An 18,054-nucleotide genomic window follows, 5' to 3' on the forward strand; every position below is an offset into this window, starting at 1 on the left:
CTACAGGTAGACGGCCAGGGTCAGCATCGCCACCCAGGCCAGCGCCAGCACCTGCAGGACCCGGTCGCCGAGGGCGATGTCCTCGGGCTCCCCGCCGTCGCCGTTGTCGACGTCCACGGCGTAGCGCAGGACGGCCACGACGAAGGGGACGATGGAGATGATCGACCAGATCGAGTTGTGGTGGGCCTCGCGGATCTCGAAGGCCCACAGCCCGTAGGTCATGATCAGGACGGTGGCCGAGAGGCCCCAGACGAAGCGCAGGTAGGAGGGCGAGTACGCCTCCAGGGACTTGCGGATCTTCGCGCCGGTGCGCTCGGCGAGCAGCATCTCGGCGTAGCGCTTGCCGGAGACCATGAACAGCGAGCCGAACCCGGCGGCCAGCAGGAACCACTGCGACAGCGGGATGCCCGCGGCGACCCCACCGGCGATCGCCCGCATCAGGAAGCCGGAGGCGACGATGCAGATGTCGAGGACCGGCTGGTGCTTGAGCCAGAAGCAGTAGGCCAGCTGCACCGCCACGTACACGCCGAGCACGATCAGCAGTTGCGGCGAGGCCAGCAGCGCGAGTGCGATCGCGGCCACGAACGACACCACGGCCACGGCGTAGGCGACCGGGACCGGCACGATCCCGGCCGCGATGGGCCGGTTCCGCTTCGTCGGGTGGGCGCGGTCGGCCTCGACGTCCTTGGCGTCGTTGACCAGGTAGACCCCGGAGGCGGCCAGCGAGAACGCGGCGAACGCGATCACGAGCTTGATCGCCACGGCGCCCTGGAACAGGTCTCCGGAGGCGAACGGCGCGGCCAGGACCAGGACGTTCTTCACCCACTGGCGCGGGCGCATGGTCTTGAGCACCCCGCGGGCGAGGCCGAGCGGCGAGCGCTCCGGAACCTGCTCGACGGTCGGGGGCACGTCGGTGCTCGTCATCAGTGCTTGCTCCTGTGGATCAGCCGCCGGGCGGCGAGGGCGACGGTGGCGCCGAGCGCCGTGCCGGTCGCGACGTCTGTGGGGTAGTGCACGCCCAGGACCAGCCGGGACAACGCCATCGCGGGGACGACGGCGAGCGGGGCCTTCGACCTCAGCAGGCCGCTGTAGAGCACGGCGGCCGCGGTGGTGGAGGTGGCGTGCGACGAGGGGAACGAGAGCCGGCTCGGCGTGCCCACCAGGACACGGACCGACGGGTGGTCGGGGCGGGGCCTGCGCACCACGCGCTTGACCCCGATGGAGGCGCCGTGCGCGAACGCGACGGCCGCCGCGGACAGCACCCATTCGCGTCGTCGGCGGCGGTCTCGGTAGTTCACGGCGGCGCCCACGGCACCGATCGCCAACCAACCGAGCGCGTGCTCGCCGAAATGGGACATGCCGCGGGCGACGGACACCGCCTCGGGCCGTCCCACGGCCTCCTGCACGCCCGCCAGGATCCGCACCTCGACGGGTGCGGCGGAACCAGGGGCGGAACCAGGGACCACGGCGGGCTCGTCGAGCGTCCGCTCGGTCACACGGGCCTCCTCGCGCGGCGACGGCTCGGCGTCGCGGGCGCCGGTCTGCGGGCTGTTACGGCGCGTCATGCTACGCGGGGTCGACCCGCGCACCTGCCGCGACGCCCCGTCCCGGGCTCTCGACCCAGGTCAGAACCACCGCTCCAGCACCAACGCCACCCCGTTGTCGCCGTGGGTCGCGGTGACTTCGTCGGCCGCCGCCGCGACCTCCGGATGGGCGTTGCCCATCGCGACGCCGTGGCCCGCCCAGCGCAGCATGGCCAGGTCGTTGGGCATGTCGCCGAACGCCACGGTCTCGGCCTGCGCGACGCCGTACAGCGCCGCCACCTCCGCCAGGCCGGTCGCCTTGGTGACGCCCGCGGCGGCCACCTCGATCAGCCCGCCCGGGTGCGAGAACGTCAGGTCCACCGAGTCGCCGACCAGCGGCTCGAGTGCGGCGAGCATGGCGTCGCTGCCGATCTCCCGGTGCCGGACCAGCATCTTCACGGCGGGCCGCCCGAGCAGCAGGTGCCGCTCCTCGGTCGGTGGGCCCGCCCCGGGCCAGGCGTGCTCGTAGGTCGGCTCGGCGACGAAGTGGTCGTCCTCGGCCACCGACCCGACCCGCTCCACGCCGATGGTCGCCCCCGGCAGCGCCTCGGCGACCGCGGCCGCGACCCGCTCCAGGTCGTCGACCCCCAGGGTGCGGGCGGAGACGATCCGGTCCGCCTCGACGTCGTACAGCACGGCGCCGTTACCGCAGACCGCGTAGCGGACCACGCCGAGCTGCGCCGCCACGGGCGGGATCCACCGCGGCGGCCTGCCGGTGACCAGCACGAACGGCACTCCGGCCGCGACCACGCGACCGACGACGCGCACGGTGCGGGCACTGACGGTGTGGTCGGGACCCAGCAACGTGCCGTCGACGTCGCTGGCGACCAGTCGCGGCGCCTCCACACGGGTAGGTTACGGAGCATGCGCGTGCTCGTGGTGTCGGCGCCCCTCACCGGGCACCTGCTCCCGATGTTGCCGCTGGCGGAGGCGCTGTGGGAGGCCGGTCACGACGTGCTCGTCGCCACCGGTGGGGACGCGATGGGGGCGGACACCGGTGAGCTCCCGGTGATCGACGTGGCCCGGGACGTGTCGCTGCCGCGGATCGCCGCCCGCGTCATGGCCGCCCACCCGCTCGACGCCCGCGCCGAGCTCGCAGGCCGCGCGGGCACCCGCATGGTCGCGCGGCTGTTCGGTGCGGTGAACGAGGAGCTCGCGGACTCCCTGGTGACCGTGGTGGACCAGTGGCGGCCGGACGTCGTGGTGCACGAGCCCCTCGCCGTGGCGGGCGCCCTGGCCGCGGCCCGGCACGACCTGCCGACCGTGCTGCTGGAGAACTCGCTGTTCGACGGGCCCGCGCTGGTCCGCGTCACGGCGGGGTCGAAGATCATGCAGCGGGCGCTGCGCAGGCACGGGCTCGAGGACCGCGGGCTGCCCGCGCCGCAGGTCCTGCTCACGACCGGGCCGCCGAGCGTGGTCGGGGAACGGGCCGGGCAGCCGATGCGACCGGTGCAGCGCGGCGGCGGGGACATCCCGGAATGGCTGAAGGTGCCTTCGGGACCGCCCCGGATCCTCGTGTCCCGCTCCACCGTGGCCGGGCCGGGCGGGGACCCGATGCCCGCCGCCGTGGCGGCCGCCGCGGAGGTCGACGCCGAGATCGTGCTGGTCCGCCCCGATCCCCGGACCGCGCGCCGCGCCGAGGGATCACCGCACGTCCGGACCGTCGGCTGGGTGCCGCTCACGGACGTCATGCCGCTGTGCGCGGCGATCGTGCACCACGGCGGCGCCGGGACGTCGGTCGGCGCGCTGAGCGCGGGCGTCCCCCAGCTCGCGGTGCCCGGCGCAGGCGACCGCAGGCACAACGCGGAGCTGATCGCGCGCCGCGGCGCCGGGCTGGCCGGGCGGGTCACCGCCGAGGCGCTGCACCGGCTGGTGGTCGACGGCGAGCTCGCCGCCAACGCCCGCGAGGTGCGCGCGGAGCTGGAGCGCATGCCCCCGCCGGAGGCCTACGTCCCGGCGATCGCGGCGCTGGACTGAGTCAGGCGAGCTCGGCGAGGAGGGCCCGGACCTCGCGCGCGAACACCTCCGGGCGTTCGAGCTGGACCCAGTGCCCGCAGCCCTCGACCTCCACGAGCCGGGCGTGCGGCATCGCGGCCGCGGCCCGGCGCGAGCCGTCGATGTCCACCATCGGGTCCGCGGTGCCGTGCAGGATCACGGTGGGCGCGGTGATCGCCGAGACCTGCGCGGACAGGTCGTTGCGCATCCCCCGCGGCCCGAGGGTGGCCTGGTTGTAGCGGGCGTAGCCCAGGCCCGGGCGCCGGGCCCGGCGGACGAACTCGTCCACCACCTCGGGCGGCAGGGTGGACGGATCGGCGACCATGCCCCGCACCGCCTGCCGCGCGAACCGGCCCGCCAGCCGCGCCAGCGGGACCAGCACGGCGTCGGGCAGCCGGGCGGCGAGCCACGCCGCGAGCTGGACGGCCGGGTTGCGCAGCATCGGCACCAGCCCGCCCGGGGCGACGAGCACCAGCGCCGCCACCGACTCCGGGTGCCGCAGCGCGAGGTTCAGCGCCACGTCGCCACCCATCGACACGCCCACCACCACCGCCCGCCCCAGGCCCATCCCGGCCACGACGTCCGCCAGCGCGGCGGGGCCCCCGACCGGCGGCAGGGCCGTGCGGCCGAACCCGGGCAGGTCCGGCGCGACGACCGGGCGCTCGCCCCCGAACTCGGCGAACGCGTGGAACCAGGAGATCGCCGCGTCGTCCGTCCCGCCGCCGTGGATCAGCAGCAGGGGCGTGCCCTCCGCGGCCGCGGCGGACCGCAGCAGCCGGACGCCGTCGACGAACTCCTCGGTGCTTCCCGCCGGCATGACCACGTGACCAGATTAGCCGATCCGGTCACGACTCCCAGGCGGCCAACGCGGTCCGCAGCAGGTCCGCCAGTGCCCCGCGCTGCTCGGGCGTGAAGATCGACAAGAGTTCGGCCTCGGCCGCCAACTGCTCCGGGAGCACGGCGTCGACGAGCGCCTCCCCCGCCGGAGTGAGGCCGACCCGGGCGGCACGGGCGTCCTCGGGGTCGGTCGAGCGGGTCACCAGGCCGACCCCGACCAGCTTGTGCAGCCGCTTGGTGGTCGCGGCGGGCGAGCCCACCACCCCGGCGGTCAGGTCGCCCGGTCGCAGCGGCACCGGGCTGCGGCGCAGCTGGGACAGTACGTCGAACTCGGTGCGCGTGATCCCGACCGCGGCCAGCCGCTCGTCCGCGGCGGCCTCCAGGTACCGGGCGGCCCGCATGATCCGTCCGACGACGGCGATCGGCTCGGTGTCCAGGTCGGGTCGCCGCCGCGCCCACGCCACCCGGATGACGTCGACTGCGTCACCCATCCTCCACCTTCTTTCACCGGTGTACTACTTTGATACACCGGTGAAAGGAGTATGGCGTGACGCTCGTCCGTGAGCTGGTCCGGGTCGCCCCGCACGCCGGGGCCCACCGGCCCGCCCTGCGCTGCGCGGTGTCGGTCGGGGTGCCGATGCTCGTGCTGCTCGGTCTGGGCCGGGTCGACCTGCTGGGGGCCGCGGCGTTCGGCGCGTTCACCGCGATCTACGGCCGCGACCTGACGGTCCCGGCGCGCTCGGCCGTGCAGGCGCTCACGGGGACCCTGCTCACCGCGAGCGTGGGGATCGGGCTGGTGGCCGCGCACCTGCCGGGCGCCCCGTGGCTCGAGCTCGCCGTGCTCGTCGCCCTCGCCTGCGCCGCGACCGTCATCGGCGGGATGGTCGACTGGAAGCCGGGCGGGCCGCTGTTCTTCGTGTTCGCGGCGGGCGCCTTCGCCGGGGCACCGGCGCAGTCCGCGGGGGCCGCCGCCGCGATCCTCGCGACGACCGCGGGCACCGCCGCGTTCTCGGTGCTGGTCGGGAGCGCGGGTGCGGTCTTCCCGACCCACGTCCGGGCCCGCAGGCCACTCGTCGTCCGGGCCGCCCGGGCCACCCGGGAGGACCTCCTCGACGTGCTCCTGGCCTGCGCGCTCGCCGCGCCGGTGGCCGTCCTGGTCGGGGTCGAGCACCTGTACTGGGTGCTCATCGGCGCGGTCGTCCCGCTCGCCGCCGCTCACACGACCCACCGGCTGGCCCGCGGCGTCCACCGGGTCGCCGGGACGGCGGTCGGGCTCCTCGTCGCCTGGCCGCTGCTCGCCGCCGACCTGCCCCCCTGGGCGGTCGTGCTCGCCGCGGTGCTCCTGCAGACCGCCGCGGAGCTGCTGATCCTGCGCAACTACGGGCTGGCGCTCGTCTGCGTCACGCCGCTGGCCCTGGTCGTGGGGGCGATCATGCACCCCGCCCCGACGGGCGACCTGCTGGCCGACCGGATCCTCGCCACCGTGGTCGGCGTGGCGGCGGCCCTGGTCGTGGTCGTAGCCCGCCGCCGCTCTCCGTCGTGAGTGGTAAGTGGTGCTCTGGCACCACTTACCGCGCACGGGCGGCGCAGCCGCGGATCAGATGACGGCGACCGCGACGATCAGGCCGAGCGCGACGTGCGTGGCGGCGACGACCCAGGCCTCGGGCTTGAGCTCGTCCGCCGCCAGCACCTCGCCGATCCGGATGCCGGTCACCCACTCCAGCAGCCGCACGCCACCGACCTGCGCGATGATCCCGACCAGGCCGTAGACCAGCGAGGACAGCAGGCCCTCGGCGAGCAGCCCGGACGAGGTCCAGATCGCGGTGACCACGATGAACGCCATCGAGATCATCCCGGCCGAGGTCACGACCACGGCGCCCGGCTTGCCGTCGCGGACCAGGCGGTTGAGCGCGCCCGGCGTGGTGATGTCGATGGCCCAGAACCCGAGCAGCATCAGCAACGCACCCAGCAGGGCGTACAGCAGGATCGCGCCGACCCCGCGACCGAGCAGGCCGAAGTAGGTGGCGTCCAGGGCGAGCGTCATGAGTTCCTCACGGGTCCGGGGAGCTAGTCGGGGATGCGGTGGGGGACGAATGCGGCGCCGTCGTCGGTGACCAGGCCCGCCGTCTCGCGGATGCCCAGACCCGCCGAGCCGTCTCCGACCAGCCAGGCGCCGAGGGCGGGGCGGAAGCCGTCGAACTCGGGGAGCGGGTCGAACAGCTGGTAGACGTACCCCTCGTCGCCGTACACGCCGCCGGTGGAGACCTGCGAGCCCGGCGCCACGATGTCGACGTTCGCGCCCTCACGGCCCAGCAGCGGCTTGCGCACGTACTCGGTGAGCAGCCCGGGATCGTTCAGGTAGGCGGGCAGCAGGTTCGGGTGCCCGGGGTACATCTCCCAGAGGATCGCCAGGATCGCCTTGTTCGACAGGATCGACTTCCACAGCGGCTCGATCCACAGCGTGTCCGGGATGCTCCGGACCACGTGCTTGCCGAAGTCCTCGGTGAGGATCCACTCCCAGGGGTACAGCTTGAACACCGACTGGATGGAGGACTCGGCGAGATCGACGAAGCGGTCCAGGTCGACGTCCCAGCCCAGGTCCTCGATCCGCAGCCCGACGGTGTCCAGGCCGGCCTCCGCCGCGGTCTCCTGCAGGTAGCCCACGGTGATGTGGTCCTCGCCGGTGGAGTCACCGCCCGACCAGGTGAAGTGCACCTCGGTGCTCGGCAGCGACGACTTGATCTCGCCCCACCGCTCCACGAGCCGCTCGTGCAGGGAGTTCCACTGGTCGTCGTCCGGGTGGGTGTCCTTGAGCCAGTACCACTGCAGGATCGACGCCTCGAGCAGCGTGGTCGGGGTGTCGGCGTTGTACTCGAGCAGCTTGGCCGGGCCGTCCCCGGAGTAGCGCAGGTCGAAGCGGCCGTAGACGTGCGGATCGTGCCGCCGCCAGGAGGCCGCGACCTGCTCCCAGCACCACTCGGGCAGCGCGAAGTCGCGGAACCGCTCGGTGGTGACGACGTGGTCGACCGCCTCCAGGCACATGGAGTGCAGCAGCTCGACGTCCGCCTCGAGGGAGAGGATCTCGTCCATCTCGAAGACGTAGTGGACCGACTCGTCCCAGTACGGGCGCGCCCCGCCGTCCCCGTAGCGACCGGGGGCGTCGAAGACGAGCCCCTGCTCGCGGACGGTCTGCTGCCAGCCGGGGCGCGCGGCCCCGCGTTCACGGCGCACCGTTCAGCTCCCGCTGCTTCCCTTGGAGGAACCCGACGACCCCGACGACGACGAACCCGACCCGGCCGACGTGCCGCTCGACCCGCTGGAGGAGGACCCGCTCGACACGCCGAGCCCGCCGCGCGAGATCGACTTACCCGAGGGGGTGCGGACGTTTCCGGTGCTGGGCACCGTCGTCGTGCCGCCGGAGGCGACCTGCCCGACGTTGCCGGAGCCGCCGTAGTTGTAGTGGTACTGGCCGCCGCCGCTCCCGATGAAGATCGGGTAGAAGCCGCCGCCGCCGTAGTAGGTGTTCCCGCTGCTCGAGACGGGGGTGACACAGTTCGAGTCGTCCACCACGACGTTGTTCTCGTCGACGCAGCGCGCCTCGATGTCCTCGTCGTCCGACGACACCGCGTAGCCGACGGCGATCAGCGCGACCACCCCGACCACCACGCCGGAGCCGATCAGGATCCGCTTGCGCTTCTTCTTGCGCGCGGCCTCCTCCTCGGCGAGGCGGGCCTCCTCCGCCCGGCGGCGCGCGCCCTGCTCGCGGGCGCGCTTCTCGGCGAGAGTGGGTTCACGGGGCGCGGTCGTGCCGTCCTGCTGGGACATCCGGCCGCGTTGCGGGGCCGAGCCGACCGACTCGAGGGGACCGGTGTCCCCGTCGTCCCCGCCGTTCACACTCATCGCTCTCCCCCCACGCGGGCACCGTATCCTCCCGGCGTGTCGGCCCACGATAACGGGTCGACAACGAACGCTCGCCGCGCCGGCACGACCGGCGACCGCGCCACACCCCCACCCTCCCAAGATCGCTCGATCGGGGCAGGCAAGATGAGCGCCGACATGGACGAGCTCTTCACCCCGTCCCGCGACCGCTCCCCCCATCGCGTCGCCGAGACGGAAGAAGCGCCACGGCCTCCGGAAGGTCCCCGACTGCCCGGACGCCGCCAGGCGCGACGCATCGTGGGGGCCGTGCTGGTGGGCGCCGCGGTCATGCTCGGGGTGGCGACCCTGGACACGGTCGCCGGTGCCACCGTCCCGGTCCTCGGCACGATCGCCGCGCTGCCGTCGCCGCACGGCACGTCCGCGGACATCGAGGACATCCCGCCGCCGCCGACCACACCGGGCACCTGCCTGAACTGGTCCCGGCCGGACGCGGCGGACACCACCGTCGTCGACTGCGCGCAGCCGCACCTGTTCGAGCAGGCGGGCACCGCGCAGCTGGCCGACCAGCAGGCCCTGCCGGACGACGCGACCATGCGCAGGCTCGTCAACGAGCGGTGCTCGCCGGTCGTGCTGCAGTACCTGGGCGGCAAGTTCGACCCGAACGGTCGGTTCCGGGTCGGCGCGCTCAAGCCGTCGCAGAAGAAGTGGGACGCGGGCGATCGCGAGCTCCGCTGCGGCGTCCAGTCCGCGTCCCGGTCGGGGGCGCTCTACCCGCTCACCGGCAAGGCGGTCGACCAGGACCAGTCCGGGGTGTTCGAGCCCGGGACCTGCCTCGCGATCGACGAGCGCCGCGTCGGCGACCCGATCGACTGCGCGGGACCGCACGCGGTCGAGGCCGTCGGCATCGTGGACCTGTCCCAGAAGTTCCCCGAGGGCTTCCCGGCGGTCGGCGACCAGGACGGGTTCCTCCAGCCCGAGTGCAGCCGGATCGCGGCGGACTACGCGGGCGGCGCCCAGGCCATCGCGGACAAGAAGCTCACCGTGTACTGGGACAACGTCACCGAGGACTCCTGGAACGCCGGCACCCGACGGGTCAACTGCAACCTGGCCGCGCTGCTGCCGGACCGCAGCGGGTTCGCGCCGGTCACCGGGACCGCGAAGGGCGATGTCGCGGTGAGCGACCAGGCCGCCCCGCCCGCCACCTCGACGCCGCAGGCCGGGGTGCCCGCGCCGCCGACGTCGACCCCCGCGCCCACCGCCGACCCGAGCGCCACCCCGGCGCCGAGCGAGACGCCGAGCCCGGCGCCCACGTCGGGCCCGGCGCCGTCGGAGGCCCCCGCCCCGCCCGCGATCCCGGAGATTCCGGCGCCGCCCGTCGCCCCGTGATCGGGCGGGCGCGGTTCGAGGAGCTCGTCTCGGACGCGCTGGACGAGATCCCGCCCGCGCTGACCCGGGCGATGGACAACGTCGTGGTGCTGGTCGAGGACCGCAACCCCGAGGACGGCGCGCTGCTGGGCCTGTACGAGGGCATCGCGCTGACCGAGCGGCACAGCGACTACGGCGGCGTCCTCCCGGACCGCATCACCATCTACCGCGAGGCGATCCTCGACATCTGCGACACCGAGGAGCAGGTCGTCGAGGAGGTGGCGATCACCGTGGTGCACGAGATCGCGCACCACTTCGGCATCGACGAGGAGACACTGCACGAGCTCGGCTGGGGCTGAGCCGCGCCGCCGCCCGACCTGCGCGGCGGGGCCGACCCCACCTCGTGACGCTTGGGACGCCCAAGCACCGCTCAGCGACGCTTGGGACGCCCAAGCACCACGCCCCGTGACGCTTGGGACGCCCAAGCACCGCTCAGTGGCGCTTGGGCGTCCCAAGCGTCAACGGGCTCAGCGCGCGCAGTGGGCCGAACGGGCTCAGTGCGCCTCGGGGGCCGCGCCCGCCGTCACGTCGCCTTCCAGGCTCGGGCCGCTGTCCCACAGCTCCAGCGCCCACCCGGTGTCCGCGCCCTTGTCCCGCCGCAGCACCACCCGGCCGGTGTTGGGCACGTAGCGGGTCTCGGCGGTGTCGCCGATCAGCGCGGCGGCGGCCAGCCGGATCGCGGCGCCGTGGCTGACCAGCACGACCGCGCCGCCGGGGCCGTGGGCGCGCTCGGTCTGGTCCACGATCCGCTCGACGGCGGGCAGGAACCGGGCGCGCAGGTCCAGCGCCGACTCACCGCCCGGGAGGGAGCGGGACAGGTCACCGCCCCACCAGGCGTCGTAGGTCTCGTCGAAGTCCCGGCGGGCGGGTTTGTCGGAGCGGCCCTCCAGCTCGCCCGCGAAGATCTCGTGCACCCCGTCGACGACGGTCACGGCCAGCCCGTGCGCCTGCGCGACCGGCTCGGCGGTCTGCCGTGCCCGGATCGCGCGGGAGGCGTGCACGGCGCGGACCGGCCAGTCCGCGAGCAGCTCGGCCACGACCGAGGCCTGGCTGCGGCCGGTCTCGTTCAGCGGCGCCCCGGGCGGGACGGTGTCGAGCGCCTTCGCGACGTTGGCGTCCGTCTGCCCGTGGCGCAGCAGGACCAGCCGCAGCTCGTCCAGCTCGGGCTCCTCCGGGGTCATACCTGCACTCCGTTCCGCACGTCGGCCAACCAGTGCTCCGCGGCGCGGTAGGCCGCGGACGACGCCCCGCTCAACGGGACCGTGCCGTCGCCCGCGCCGGTGGCGGGCCCGGCGGCTCCGGCCGCGCGCGGGAAGGACCCGAGGAAGCGGACCCGGTCGGCGCGGCGGTGCAGGGCGGCCAACGCCTCGCCCATCGCCGGGTCCGCGACGTGTCCGCTGCAGTCCAGGTGGAACCAGTAGTCGTTGTGCCGGTCCTTGATCGGCCGGGACTCGATCCGGGTGAGGTCGATCCCGCGTACGGCCAGCTCGGTCAGCAGACCCAGCAGCGACCCGGGCCGGTTCTCCGTGGTGAGCGCCAGGGTGGTGCGGTCGTGCCCGGTCGGCGCGGGCACCCGGCCCGGGGCCGCGACCAGCACGAACCGGGTGACGGCGCCGGGGTTGTCCGCGATGTCGTCGGCCAGGATCTCGAGCCCGTGCTGCTCCGCGGCGAGCGGCGAGCAGGCGGCGGCGTCCATCTCGCCGCGGGCGACCTGGGCGGCGGCCTCGGACGTCGACGTGGAGACCAGCACCTCGGCCTGCGGCAGGTGCGCCGCGATCCAGCCGCGGGTCTGGGCGATCCCGTGCCCGTGCGAGGCCACGGTCCGCACCGCGGCCAACGCCGTGCCCGGCCGCCCCACCAGCACGAACCGCACCCCGACCAGGGCCTCGCGGGTGATCACCAACGGGGGGTCGAGCACCAGCCCGTCGAGCACCGGGGGCACGGCGCCCTCGACGCTGTTCTCGATCGGCACGCAGCCCGCGTCCACGGTGCCCTCCCGCACGGCGGCGAGGACGGCCGGGTTGCCCGGCAGCGGCACCAGCTCCGCACCCTCGGACTCGGGCAGGGACAGCAGGGCCTGTTCGGTGAACGTCGCGTGCGGGCCGAGGAAGCCGATCCGCGTCACAGCAGGCCCAATCGGGCGAACTCGCTCACCGACATCGGGTCCGGGTCGAGACCGCAGCAGCTGAAGCGGCCGCGCACCTCGTCGACCGTGCGGTCCGAGAGCGCCTCGGCGTCCGCGGCGAGCTTGCGGGGATCGGTCTCGTGCAGGGCCTCCGCGACCGTGCCCTCGCCGCCGGTGCCCAGCATCCGGGCGACGGCGAGCAGCAGGTTGAGCACGCCGTGCCTGCCGCGGTCGCCCGCGGTCTCGGGAGCGGGCCGGACGGCCTCGCGCAGCCCGATCGCGGTGAACCCGCGCCCCGCGCCCACGGTGACCTCGAGGAAGCGTTCGACCTCGTCCACCGTCGGCACGTCCGAGGCGCGCTGCCCGCCCGCCCGCAGCTTCGGCGTGCAGCCGTGCTCGGCGACCTTCTGGACGGCCTCCAGCCAGGCCTCGACGTCCGTCCCGTCGTGCGGGCGGCGCGGCTCGACGACCGCGGTCACGTCGTCCGGCACGAACTCCGAGACGCGCTCCAGCCACACGGCGTCGACGTCCGGCGGCGCGGCGGTCTCGACCGTGCGCGGGGTGAGCAGGCTGGACCGGGAGAACACAGTCGACAGCGCCTTCGGCACCGCGCCGAGCCCGGTGTCGACGACCAGCGCGAGCTCGACCGGGCGCGCGGGCGCGGACCGCGCCAGCTCGGTGACCAGCTGCGGGAGCCGGGAGACGGGACACACCAGGTGGCCGATCATCCCGCCGTAGCCGCCGTCGCGCGCCGACAGGTAGCGGGCCACCACCGCGTCGATGCTGGGTGCGGTCAACCGCGGCTGGACGAGGCTCGCGTCGTCCACCAGGCCGGCCAGCAGGGGACGGATCGGCCACGGGTCTGCGGAGGATCCCGAGGGCACGGTCGTCACGACGGAGACGCTAACCCGCCGTTCACACGGCCCCGCCACCGGCCTCTGGACAGGTCGCCTCCCCACGAGCTAACTTAGCCTCACCTAAGTAGGAGGTGCCCAGTGGGACAGACCCGGCTCCGGCGGCCGCCGGCCCCGACGGACGCGGAGCGCGCGCGCAGCGTGGCGACCCGCGGCGGGGAGGCCGCCCTCGTCGGGACGGGCGCCCCGGAACCCGTCGTCCCGCTGGTGCACCACCTGCACGCGGACGGTTCGGCCGTGCTGCTGCTGCCGGACGACTCCCCGGTGCTCACCGCGATCCGCGGGTCCGAGCGCGGCGAGCTGCCGGTGATGCTCGAGGTGTCCGACCACGCGCCCGTGCCGCTGCGCGAGCCGATCCGCGCCCTGCTCTGGGTCAGCGGCTGGCTGCGGATCCCGGACGCGGGCACGGCGAAGCGCGCGGCCCTGCAGGTCGCCGACGCGGCGCCGCACCCCGCGCTGCTGGACCTGGGCCACGGCGCCACGCTGGTCAAGCTCTGCCCGAGCTCCGCCGTGCTGGCGGACGCCGAGGGCACCGCCGCGCTCGCCCCCGTCGACCTGGCCGCCGCGCGCCCGGACCCGTTCTGCCGCATCGAGGACCACTGGCTCTCCCACCTCGAGGACGCCCATCCCGAGGTGTTCGACGCCCTGGCCCGCCACCTCCCGGCGCCGCTGCGACACACCCTGGGCGCGCGCGTGCGGCCGCTGGGTGTGGACCGCTGCGGGCTGCGGCTGCGCGTGGAGACCACCGAGGGCGACCACGACGTGCGGCTGGCCTGGCAGCAGGAGGCGACGACCGCCGAGGAGCTGCGTGTGCAGCTGGGGCTGCTGGTCGGCTGCCCGTTCCGTCAGGTGGCGGACCCGAGCTGACGCTCGCGCTCCTCGACGAGCCTGGTGACCTTCCGCTCCGCGACGAAGCTCGCGACGGGGATGGTGCCCGCCAGCAGCACGAGCACCGCGAAGACCGGCGTGAACCGCGCACGCTCGGCGAGGATCAGCGTGGCCACGATGTAGGCCATGTAGAGGAAGCCGTGCAGCATGCCCACGACCGCGACCGGGCCCGGGATGTCCCAGATGTACTTCAGTGGCATCGCCACGAACACCAGCGTGATCAGCCCGATGCCGGTCACCCAGGCGCACACCCGGTAGAGCGGCAGCCGGAACCCGGCGGGACGCGGGGCGGCCGAGGACCTGATGGGGCTGCTCACGGCGGAAATTCTACCGCTTGTCGGAGACGTCGTCGGCGGCGAGGGCGGCCAACATCCGGTTGTACTCGGTCAGCGCCGGGGAGTCGGACTCGTCGATCGGGGCCACGGTGCGCCGGGTCTCCCACGGCGCGGGCCCCTCGGGGGCCTGCGAGGGCGGGGCCACGGTGGTCACCGTCTCCGGCTCGGGCTCCACGGCCACCGCGGCCGCCCGGTGTTCCTGCAGGTCCATCCGCAGGAACCGCCACCACATGTAGGCGAAGAACACCGCGAAGATCGGCCACTGCACGCCGTACCCGACGTTCAGCGCGGACCCCAGCGCGGACCCGGCCCGGTCCCACTGCCAGACGGCCGCGACCACGCACGTCGCCACCGCGAGGATCGCCAGCAGGTGCCAGAGGATCCACTTCGGGGACAGGACCACGCGCCACACGCGGTCCAGGGTACGTTCTGCCGCCGTGCGCCTCCCCGCCTGGCTGTCGGCTCCCCCGTCGACCGTCCCCGAGGTCCGCGACCCGGCCGCCCGCAGGCTGATCGGCCTCGAGATCGCGGTCGTGCTGACGGTCACCGTCGGGCTCTCCGCGCTGCGCAGCGCCCTGTCCCTGCTGGACTCGCTGCTCGCCCCCGTCCCGCTCGCGGACCAGCAGGTCGCACTCAACGCCCCGGCCGCGCAGGCGGACCTGGTGGACCTGGCGTTGCAGCTGGTCCGGGCCCTGCAGCTGTTCGGGTGGGGCGCGCTGGGGGCCTACCTGCTGCTGCGGGCCGGGTTCGCGCTGCGGCGCCTCGGGCTCGACGGCACCCGCCGCCTGCGGGACGTCCGGGACGGCCTGGGCCTCGCCGCGCTGATCGGCATCCCCGGGCTGGGGCTCTACCTGGTCGCCCGCGCCCTCGGCGTGGCGCTCGACGTCACCCCCACCACGCTCGACGACGTCTGGTGGCGCACCCCCGTCCTCGTCCTGTCCGCCCTGGCGAACGCCTGGGCGGAGGAGGTGATCTGGGTCGCGTACCTGCTGACCCGCCTGCGGCAGCTGGGCTGGTCGGCCGAGCGGGCGCTGGTGGCGACCTCCGTCGTCCGCGGGGCCTACCACCTCTACCAGGGGATAGGCGGGTTCGTCGGCAACATCGTGATGGGCCTGGTCTACGGCCGGTACTGGCAGCGCACCGGCAGGCTGTGGCCGCTGGTGCTCGCGCACGCGCTCATCGACGTCGTGGCGTTCGTCGGGTATGCCCTGCTCCCGGCGGGATGGCGACCGTAAACTGCGGGTCGTGTCCGACTCCAAGTTCCTCGCCCTGCTCCGCGACCAGATCCGGAACGAGTTCACGGCCTCCCAGCAGTACGCGGCCGTCGCCGTGTGGCTGGACGACGAGGACCTCCCCCAGCTCGCCGCGCACTTCTACGCGCAGGCCCTGGAGGAGCGCAACCACGCCATGAGCATGGTCCAGTATCTGTTGGACACCGACGTCCGGCCGATCATCCCGGGCGTCGACGCCGTGCAGAACGAGTTCGGCTCCGTCGAGGAGGTGGTCGCGCTCGCGCTGAAGCAGGAGAAGCAGGTCACCGAGCAGATCACCACCCTCGCCCGCACCGCCCGGGACGAGGGCGACTACCTCGGCGAGCAGTTCATGCAGTGGTTCCTCAAGGAGCAGGTCGAGGAGGTCGCGAGCATGTCCACCCTGCTCACGGTCGTCCAGCGGGCCGGGGACAACCTGTTCCACATCGAGGACTTCGTCAACCGCGAGCTGGCCAAGGGCGGGACCGCCGACCCGAGCGCCCCGCCGGTGGCGGGCGGCCGCGTCTGAGCCGCCCCGGACGCACTATGGAACCTTAATGCGCAGGTAAGCGCTTCAAAACCGCATCACGGTTCCATACTGCGCTAGCGGAGGGTGACCTGCTTGCCGGCCAGGGCGTCTCTCGCGACGCGTTCGGCCGTGGTCAGCTCCCCGCCCGCGGCGAGGGCCCGGTCGAGGCGGGTCGCGAAGGCCTGCGCGGGCTCGGCCCACTCCTTGCTGTGCATCTCCCGGTCCAGGTCCCAGACCGGGACGAGCAGGCCGTGCGCACGGAAGGCCCCCGCGTAGCGGGTGCCCTCGCCGAGCTCGAGCTCGCCCGCGGCGTGCAGGCGGGCGAGGGCGGCCATCAGCACGTCCTCGGCCTCCGGGCGGACCCAGCGCAGGTGGGCCTTCGTGCCGGTGTCCACCCAGTACGCGGCGCGCACGCCCTCGACGGCCTCCGTCGGCATGATCACCGAGTTGGCCCGCTCCAGGGTCGCGGCGATCTCCGGTGAGTCCGCCCCGTCCTCCGGGATCCACCAGCCGAAGTCCTGGTGCAGCTCCAGGTCCAGCTCGGCGTCCGCCGCCACCAGGTCCTGCAGCCGGACGACAGCGCCGTCCGAGCCGCCCAACCCCGGCCCGACGACCGGCAGCGCCGACCCCGGCTCCGCCGACTGCGCCCACCGCAGCGCCTTCGCGAGGTCCGCGGACAGGTCACCGGACCGCGTCTGGACCTGCATGCCCAGCAGGATCTCGCCGTCCTGGCGGACCATCGCGGCGGAGGCGCCCGGCAGCACGGTGGCGATCCGGACCGGCACGTCTCCCGGCTCGCGCAGCGGCAGCGGCGCGAACGCGGACGGCAGGAACTCCCGCATGGCGACCAGGTCCGGCTCCACGGCCAGGCCGGCGAACGGCCGGGTGACGATCACGTCGTCCCCCGCGCCGTGGCAGGCCTTGAACCGCTTGCCGGACCCACAGGGACAGGGCCGCCGCGGGTTCTCCCCGGCGACGGTGCTCTTCTCGCGCGTCTTCTTGGCCATCAGGAGGATGACGGTAGCGAAACCAGAATCTCCCGGCGCACCGCCCGGGTCGGCTCCACCAGCGCGGCGAGGTGGCGCACCACCCCGACGGTGAGCACGGCGGTGACGGCGCAGGACAGGTCGAGCGCCGCGTGCAGCAGCACACCGTCCGCCAGCGCCTGCACCCCGCTGCGGAAGGACCACAGGAACACGACCACCCCGAGGACGACCGACACGCCCCACGCGGCCCACCAGCGCAGCAGCAGCCTGCTCGGCCGCGGGCGCGCCCCGGGCGGGCGGTCCAGCCCCAGGTGCTCGACCTCCGCGAGCACCCCGCCGGGCACCGCCAGGTTCAGGCCCGGCACCACCCACCCCACGACGACGGCGAGCGTCGACCGCGCGGGCACCGTGCCGGACCGCTCGGCGGCCGCCTCCCGGATGCGCAGACACCACAGGACGACCAGGATCCCGCAGCCCACCGACCCGGCCACCGAGGCCCAGCCGCCGAACGCCACGGCGGCGTCGGAGAACGCGACCAGCCCGCCGGGCAGCGCGTCGTCCCGGCTGAGCACGAGCAGGACGTAGCGCAGCACCTCGGCGGCGAACCCGACGAAGGCGACCGCCGCGAGCGTCCACAGCAGCGGGACCAGCACCAGCGCCCAGCCGCGGGCCCGCTCGACCGCGGGCGCCGGTCCGTCCTGGTCGGGCTCCTGCCAGGGCAGCGCGGGGAACCCCCACCGCGGCATCTCGCGGTACCGCGGCGGGCCGGTGTAGCGAAAGCGCGGCCGGACGGGCAGCGGCGGCCGCGGATCCGGCGGCGGCTCCGCCACCCAGGTGAGCGCGGCCAGGTAGCGCCCGCAGTACGGGCAGAACGGACCCGCGCCCGGAGGCGGGGTCCGTCCGCACCGCGAGCACTGCACGGTCGGCCTAGATGATCTCGGGGGTGTCCGAGTCGCCGACGATCTCGCGACCCGAACCGGCCCAGGCCTGCATGCCGCCGTCGACGTTCACCGCCGGGTAGCCCTGCTGCGCCAGGTAGGCCACGACGCGGGCGGAGCGCCCGCCCGAGCGGCACACGACGTAGAGCGGGTCGGAGTCCGGGACCTCCGAGATGCGCTCGGTGAGCTGCGACATCGGGATGTGCAGCGAGCTCGGGGCCCGACCGGCGGCCCACTCGTCGTCCTCGCGCACGTCGAGCATCGGGGCGGAGGCGGGGAGGTCGGCGACGGGCACGGACGGAACACTCATGACGGTCATCCTGCCACCGCCCCCGTGACCTACCTGTGAGCGGCGATGGTCGCCATAGCG

General features: G+C 74.3%; 23 protein-coding genes. 7 read left to right on the forward strand and 16 right to left on the reverse strand.

Features of this window, described 5'->3' with window-relative positions; all coding sequences use genetic code 11:
• From L3X23_RS24125 to L3X23_RS24135, 3 genes are read right to left on the reverse strand one after another with little or no spacing between them, the layout of a single operon-like run.
• On the reverse strand, nt 1–924 hold the full coding sequence (locus tag L3X23_RS24125) for a decaprenyl-phosphate phosphoribosyltransferase (RefSeq protein ID WP_237194763.1): 924 nt from the start codon (nt 922–924) through the stop codon (nt 1–3).
• Entirely contained in the window at nt 924–1,565 is a 642-nt protein-coding gene (locus tag L3X23_RS24130) for a phosphatase PAP2 family protein (RefSeq protein ID WP_237194764.1), read from the reverse strand. Before L3X23_RS24130 ends, L3X23_RS24125 begins: the two co-directional genes overlap by 1 nt.
• 60 nt (nt 1,566–1,625) lie before the next feature.
• Nucleotides 1,626–2,429: an HAD family hydrolase gene (locus tag L3X23_RS24135; RefSeq protein WP_237194767.1), complete on the reverse strand. Its 804-nt coding sequence runs from the start codon at nt 2,427–2,429 to the stop codon at nt 1,626–1,628.
• A gap of 18 nt (nt 2,430–2,447) precedes the next feature.
• On the opposite strand from L3X23_RS24135, the gene L3X23_RS24140 reads away from it, so the two are divergent.
• Nucleotides 2,448–3,560: a glycosyltransferase gene (locus tag L3X23_RS24140; RefSeq protein ID WP_237194769.1), complete on the forward strand. Its 1,113-nt coding sequence runs from the start codon at nt 2,448–2,450 to the stop codon at nt 3,558–3,560.
• Nucleotide 3,561: 1 nt separating this feature from the next.
• Here L3X23_RS24140 and L3X23_RS24145 read toward each other — a convergent pair whose 3' ends face one another.
• Nucleotides 3,562–4,395, reverse strand: coding sequence for an alpha/beta fold hydrolase (locus L3X23_RS24145; RefSeq protein WP_237194771.1), 834 nt, complete (start codon nt 4,393–4,395; stop codon nt 3,562–3,564).
• A gap of 28 nt (nt 4,396–4,423) precedes the next feature.
• On the reverse strand, nt 4,424–4,906 hold the full coding sequence (locus L3X23_RS24150; RefSeq protein ID WP_237194774.1) for a MarR family winged helix-turn-helix transcriptional regulator: 483 nt from the start codon (nt 4,904–4,906) through the stop codon (nt 4,424–4,426).
• A gap of 56 nt (nt 4,907–4,962) precedes the next feature.
• Between L3X23_RS24150 and L3X23_RS24155 the strand changes: the two genes are divergently transcribed.
• Entirely contained in the window at nt 4,963–5,958 is a 996-nt protein-coding gene (locus L3X23_RS24155; RefSeq protein WP_237194776.1) for an FUSC family protein, read from the forward strand.
• A gap of 54 nt (nt 5,959–6,012) precedes the next feature.
• Here L3X23_RS24155 and L3X23_RS24160 read toward each other — a convergent pair whose 3' ends face one another.
• The 3 genes from L3X23_RS24160 to L3X23_RS24170 are packed head-to-tail and all read right to left on the reverse strand — an operon-like array spanning nt 6,013 to nt 8,315.
• Nucleotides 6,013–6,459: a DUF350 domain-containing protein gene (locus L3X23_RS24160; protein WP_093081015.1), complete on the reverse strand. Its 447-nt coding sequence runs from the start codon at nt 6,457–6,459 to the stop codon at nt 6,013–6,015.
• A 23-nt stretch (nt 6,460–6,482) separates the two neighbouring features.
• Nucleotides 6,483–7,646 carry a glutathionylspermidine synthase family protein gene (locus L3X23_RS24165; RefSeq protein WP_237194779.1) on the reverse strand — a complete coding sequence of 388 codons (1,164 nt, stop codon included), beginning with the start codon at nt 7,644–7,646 and terminating at the stop codon, nt 6,483–6,485.
• 3 nt (nt 7,647–7,649) lie between these two features.
• Nucleotides 7,650–8,315 (reverse strand): hypothetical protein, encoded by a 666-nt coding sequence (locus L3X23_RS24170; RefSeq protein ID WP_237194781.1) that lies wholly within the window; start codon nt 8,313–8,315, stop codon nt 7,650–7,652.
• Between the two features lie 285 nt (nt 8,316–8,600).
• Here L3X23_RS24170 and L3X23_RS24175 point away from each other — a divergent pair, with 285 nt between their 5' ends.
• Both L3X23_RS24175 and L3X23_RS24180 read left to right on the forward strand, forming a co-directional pair.
• Nucleotides 8,601–9,680, forward strand: a complete 1,080-nt coding sequence (locus L3X23_RS24175; RefSeq protein ID WP_176921256.1) for a septum formation family protein — start codon at nt 8,601–8,603, stop codon at nt 9,678–9,680.
• The gene (locus L3X23_RS24180) at nt 9,680–10,018 is read left to right on the forward strand and encodes a metallopeptidase family protein (RefSeq protein ID WP_237198111.1); all 339 of its coding nucleotides are present in this window, start codon (nt 9,680–9,682) and stop codon (nt 10,016–10,018) included. Before L3X23_RS24175 ends, L3X23_RS24180 begins: the two co-directional genes overlap by 1 nt.
• Nucleotides 10,019–10,213: 195 nt before the next feature.
• Here the strand turns inward: L3X23_RS24180 and L3X23_RS24185 are convergent, their stop codons facing one another.
• From L3X23_RS24185 to L3X23_RS24195, 3 genes are read right to left on the reverse strand one after another with little or no spacing between them, the layout of a single operon-like run.
• The gene (locus L3X23_RS24185; protein ID WP_237194782.1) at nt 10,214–10,900 is read right to left on the reverse strand and encodes a histidine phosphatase family protein; all 687 of its coding nucleotides are present in this window, start codon (nt 10,898–10,900) and stop codon (nt 10,214–10,216) included.
• Nucleotides 10,897–11,844, reverse strand: a complete 948-nt coding sequence (gene pheA / locus L3X23_RS24190) for a prephenate dehydratase (RefSeq protein WP_237194784.1) — start codon at nt 11,842–11,844, stop codon at nt 10,897–10,899. Before pheA ends, L3X23_RS24185 begins: the two co-directional genes overlap by 4 nt.
• The gene (locus L3X23_RS24195; RefSeq protein WP_093080988.1) at nt 11,841–12,737 is read right to left on the reverse strand and encodes a hypothetical protein; all 897 of its coding nucleotides are present in this window, start codon (nt 12,735–12,737) and stop codon (nt 11,841–11,843) included. Before L3X23_RS24195 ends, pheA begins: the two co-directional genes overlap by 4 nt.
• 102 nt (nt 12,738–12,839) lie before the next feature.
• Between L3X23_RS24195 and L3X23_RS24200 the strand changes: the two genes are divergently transcribed.
• Complete coding sequence (locus tag L3X23_RS24200) at nt 12,840–13,625, forward strand: DUF2470 domain-containing protein (protein WP_237194786.1); 786 nt, start codon at nt 12,840–12,842, stop codon at nt 13,623–13,625.
• On the opposite strand, the gene L3X23_RS24205 is transcribed toward L3X23_RS24200, so the two are convergent.
• A complete protein-coding gene (locus L3X23_RS24205) occupies nt 13,604–13,963 on the reverse strand; it encodes a DUF3817 domain-containing protein (RefSeq protein WP_093080978.1) in 360 nt (119 codons plus the stop codon). The genes L3X23_RS24200 and L3X23_RS24205 overlap by 22 nt on opposite strands.
• A gap of 10 nt (nt 13,964–13,973) precedes the next feature.
• Nucleotides 13,974–14,393: a hypothetical protein gene (locus L3X23_RS24210; protein ID WP_237194788.1), complete on the reverse strand. Its 420-nt coding sequence runs from the start codon at nt 14,391–14,393 to the stop codon at nt 13,974–13,976.
• 25 nt (nt 14,394–14,418) lie between these two features.
• Between L3X23_RS24210 and L3X23_RS24215 the strand changes: the two genes are divergently transcribed.
• Nucleotides 14,419–15,216, forward strand: coding sequence for a CPBP family intramembrane glutamic endopeptidase (locus L3X23_RS24215; RefSeq protein ID WP_176921255.1), 798 nt, complete (start codon nt 14,419–14,421; stop codon nt 15,214–15,216).
• A 10-nt stretch (nt 15,217–15,226) separates the two neighbouring features.
• On the forward strand, nt 15,227–15,760 hold the full coding sequence (locus tag L3X23_RS24220; RefSeq protein WP_374204904.1) for a ferritin: 534 nt from the start codon (nt 15,227–15,229) through the stop codon (nt 15,758–15,760).
• A gap of 74 nt (nt 15,761–15,834) precedes the next feature.
• Here the strand turns inward: L3X23_RS24220 and L3X23_RS24225 are convergent, their stop codons facing one another.
• Genes L3X23_RS24225 through L3X23_RS24235 form a run of 3 tightly spaced genes read right to left on the reverse strand, consistent with a single transcriptional unit; the run spans nt 15,835 to nt 17,994 of the window.
• Nucleotides 15,835–16,767 (reverse strand): DUF5926 family protein, encoded by a 933-nt coding sequence (locus L3X23_RS24225; protein WP_237194792.1) that lies wholly within the window; start codon nt 16,765–16,767, stop codon nt 15,835–15,837.
• Nucleotides 16,767–17,666, reverse strand: a complete 900-nt coding sequence (locus tag L3X23_RS24230) for a DUF4328 domain-containing protein (RefSeq protein WP_093080959.1) — start codon at nt 17,664–17,666, stop codon at nt 16,767–16,769. Before L3X23_RS24230 ends, L3X23_RS24225 begins: the two co-directional genes overlap by 1 nt.
• 7 nt (nt 17,667–17,673) lie before the next feature.
• Nucleotides 17,674–17,994: a rhodanese-like domain-containing protein gene (locus L3X23_RS24235; RefSeq protein WP_093080954.1), complete on the reverse strand. Its 321-nt coding sequence runs from the start codon at nt 17,992–17,994 to the stop codon at nt 17,674–17,676.
• Nucleotides 17,995–18,054: the final 60 nt, after the last annotated feature.

The organism is Pseudonocardia sp. WMMC193 (assembly GCF_021728735.1).
Taxonomy (GTDB): Bacteria; Actinomycetota; Actinomycetes; order Mycobacteriales; family Pseudonocardiaceae; genus Pseudonocardia; species Pseudonocardia oroxyli.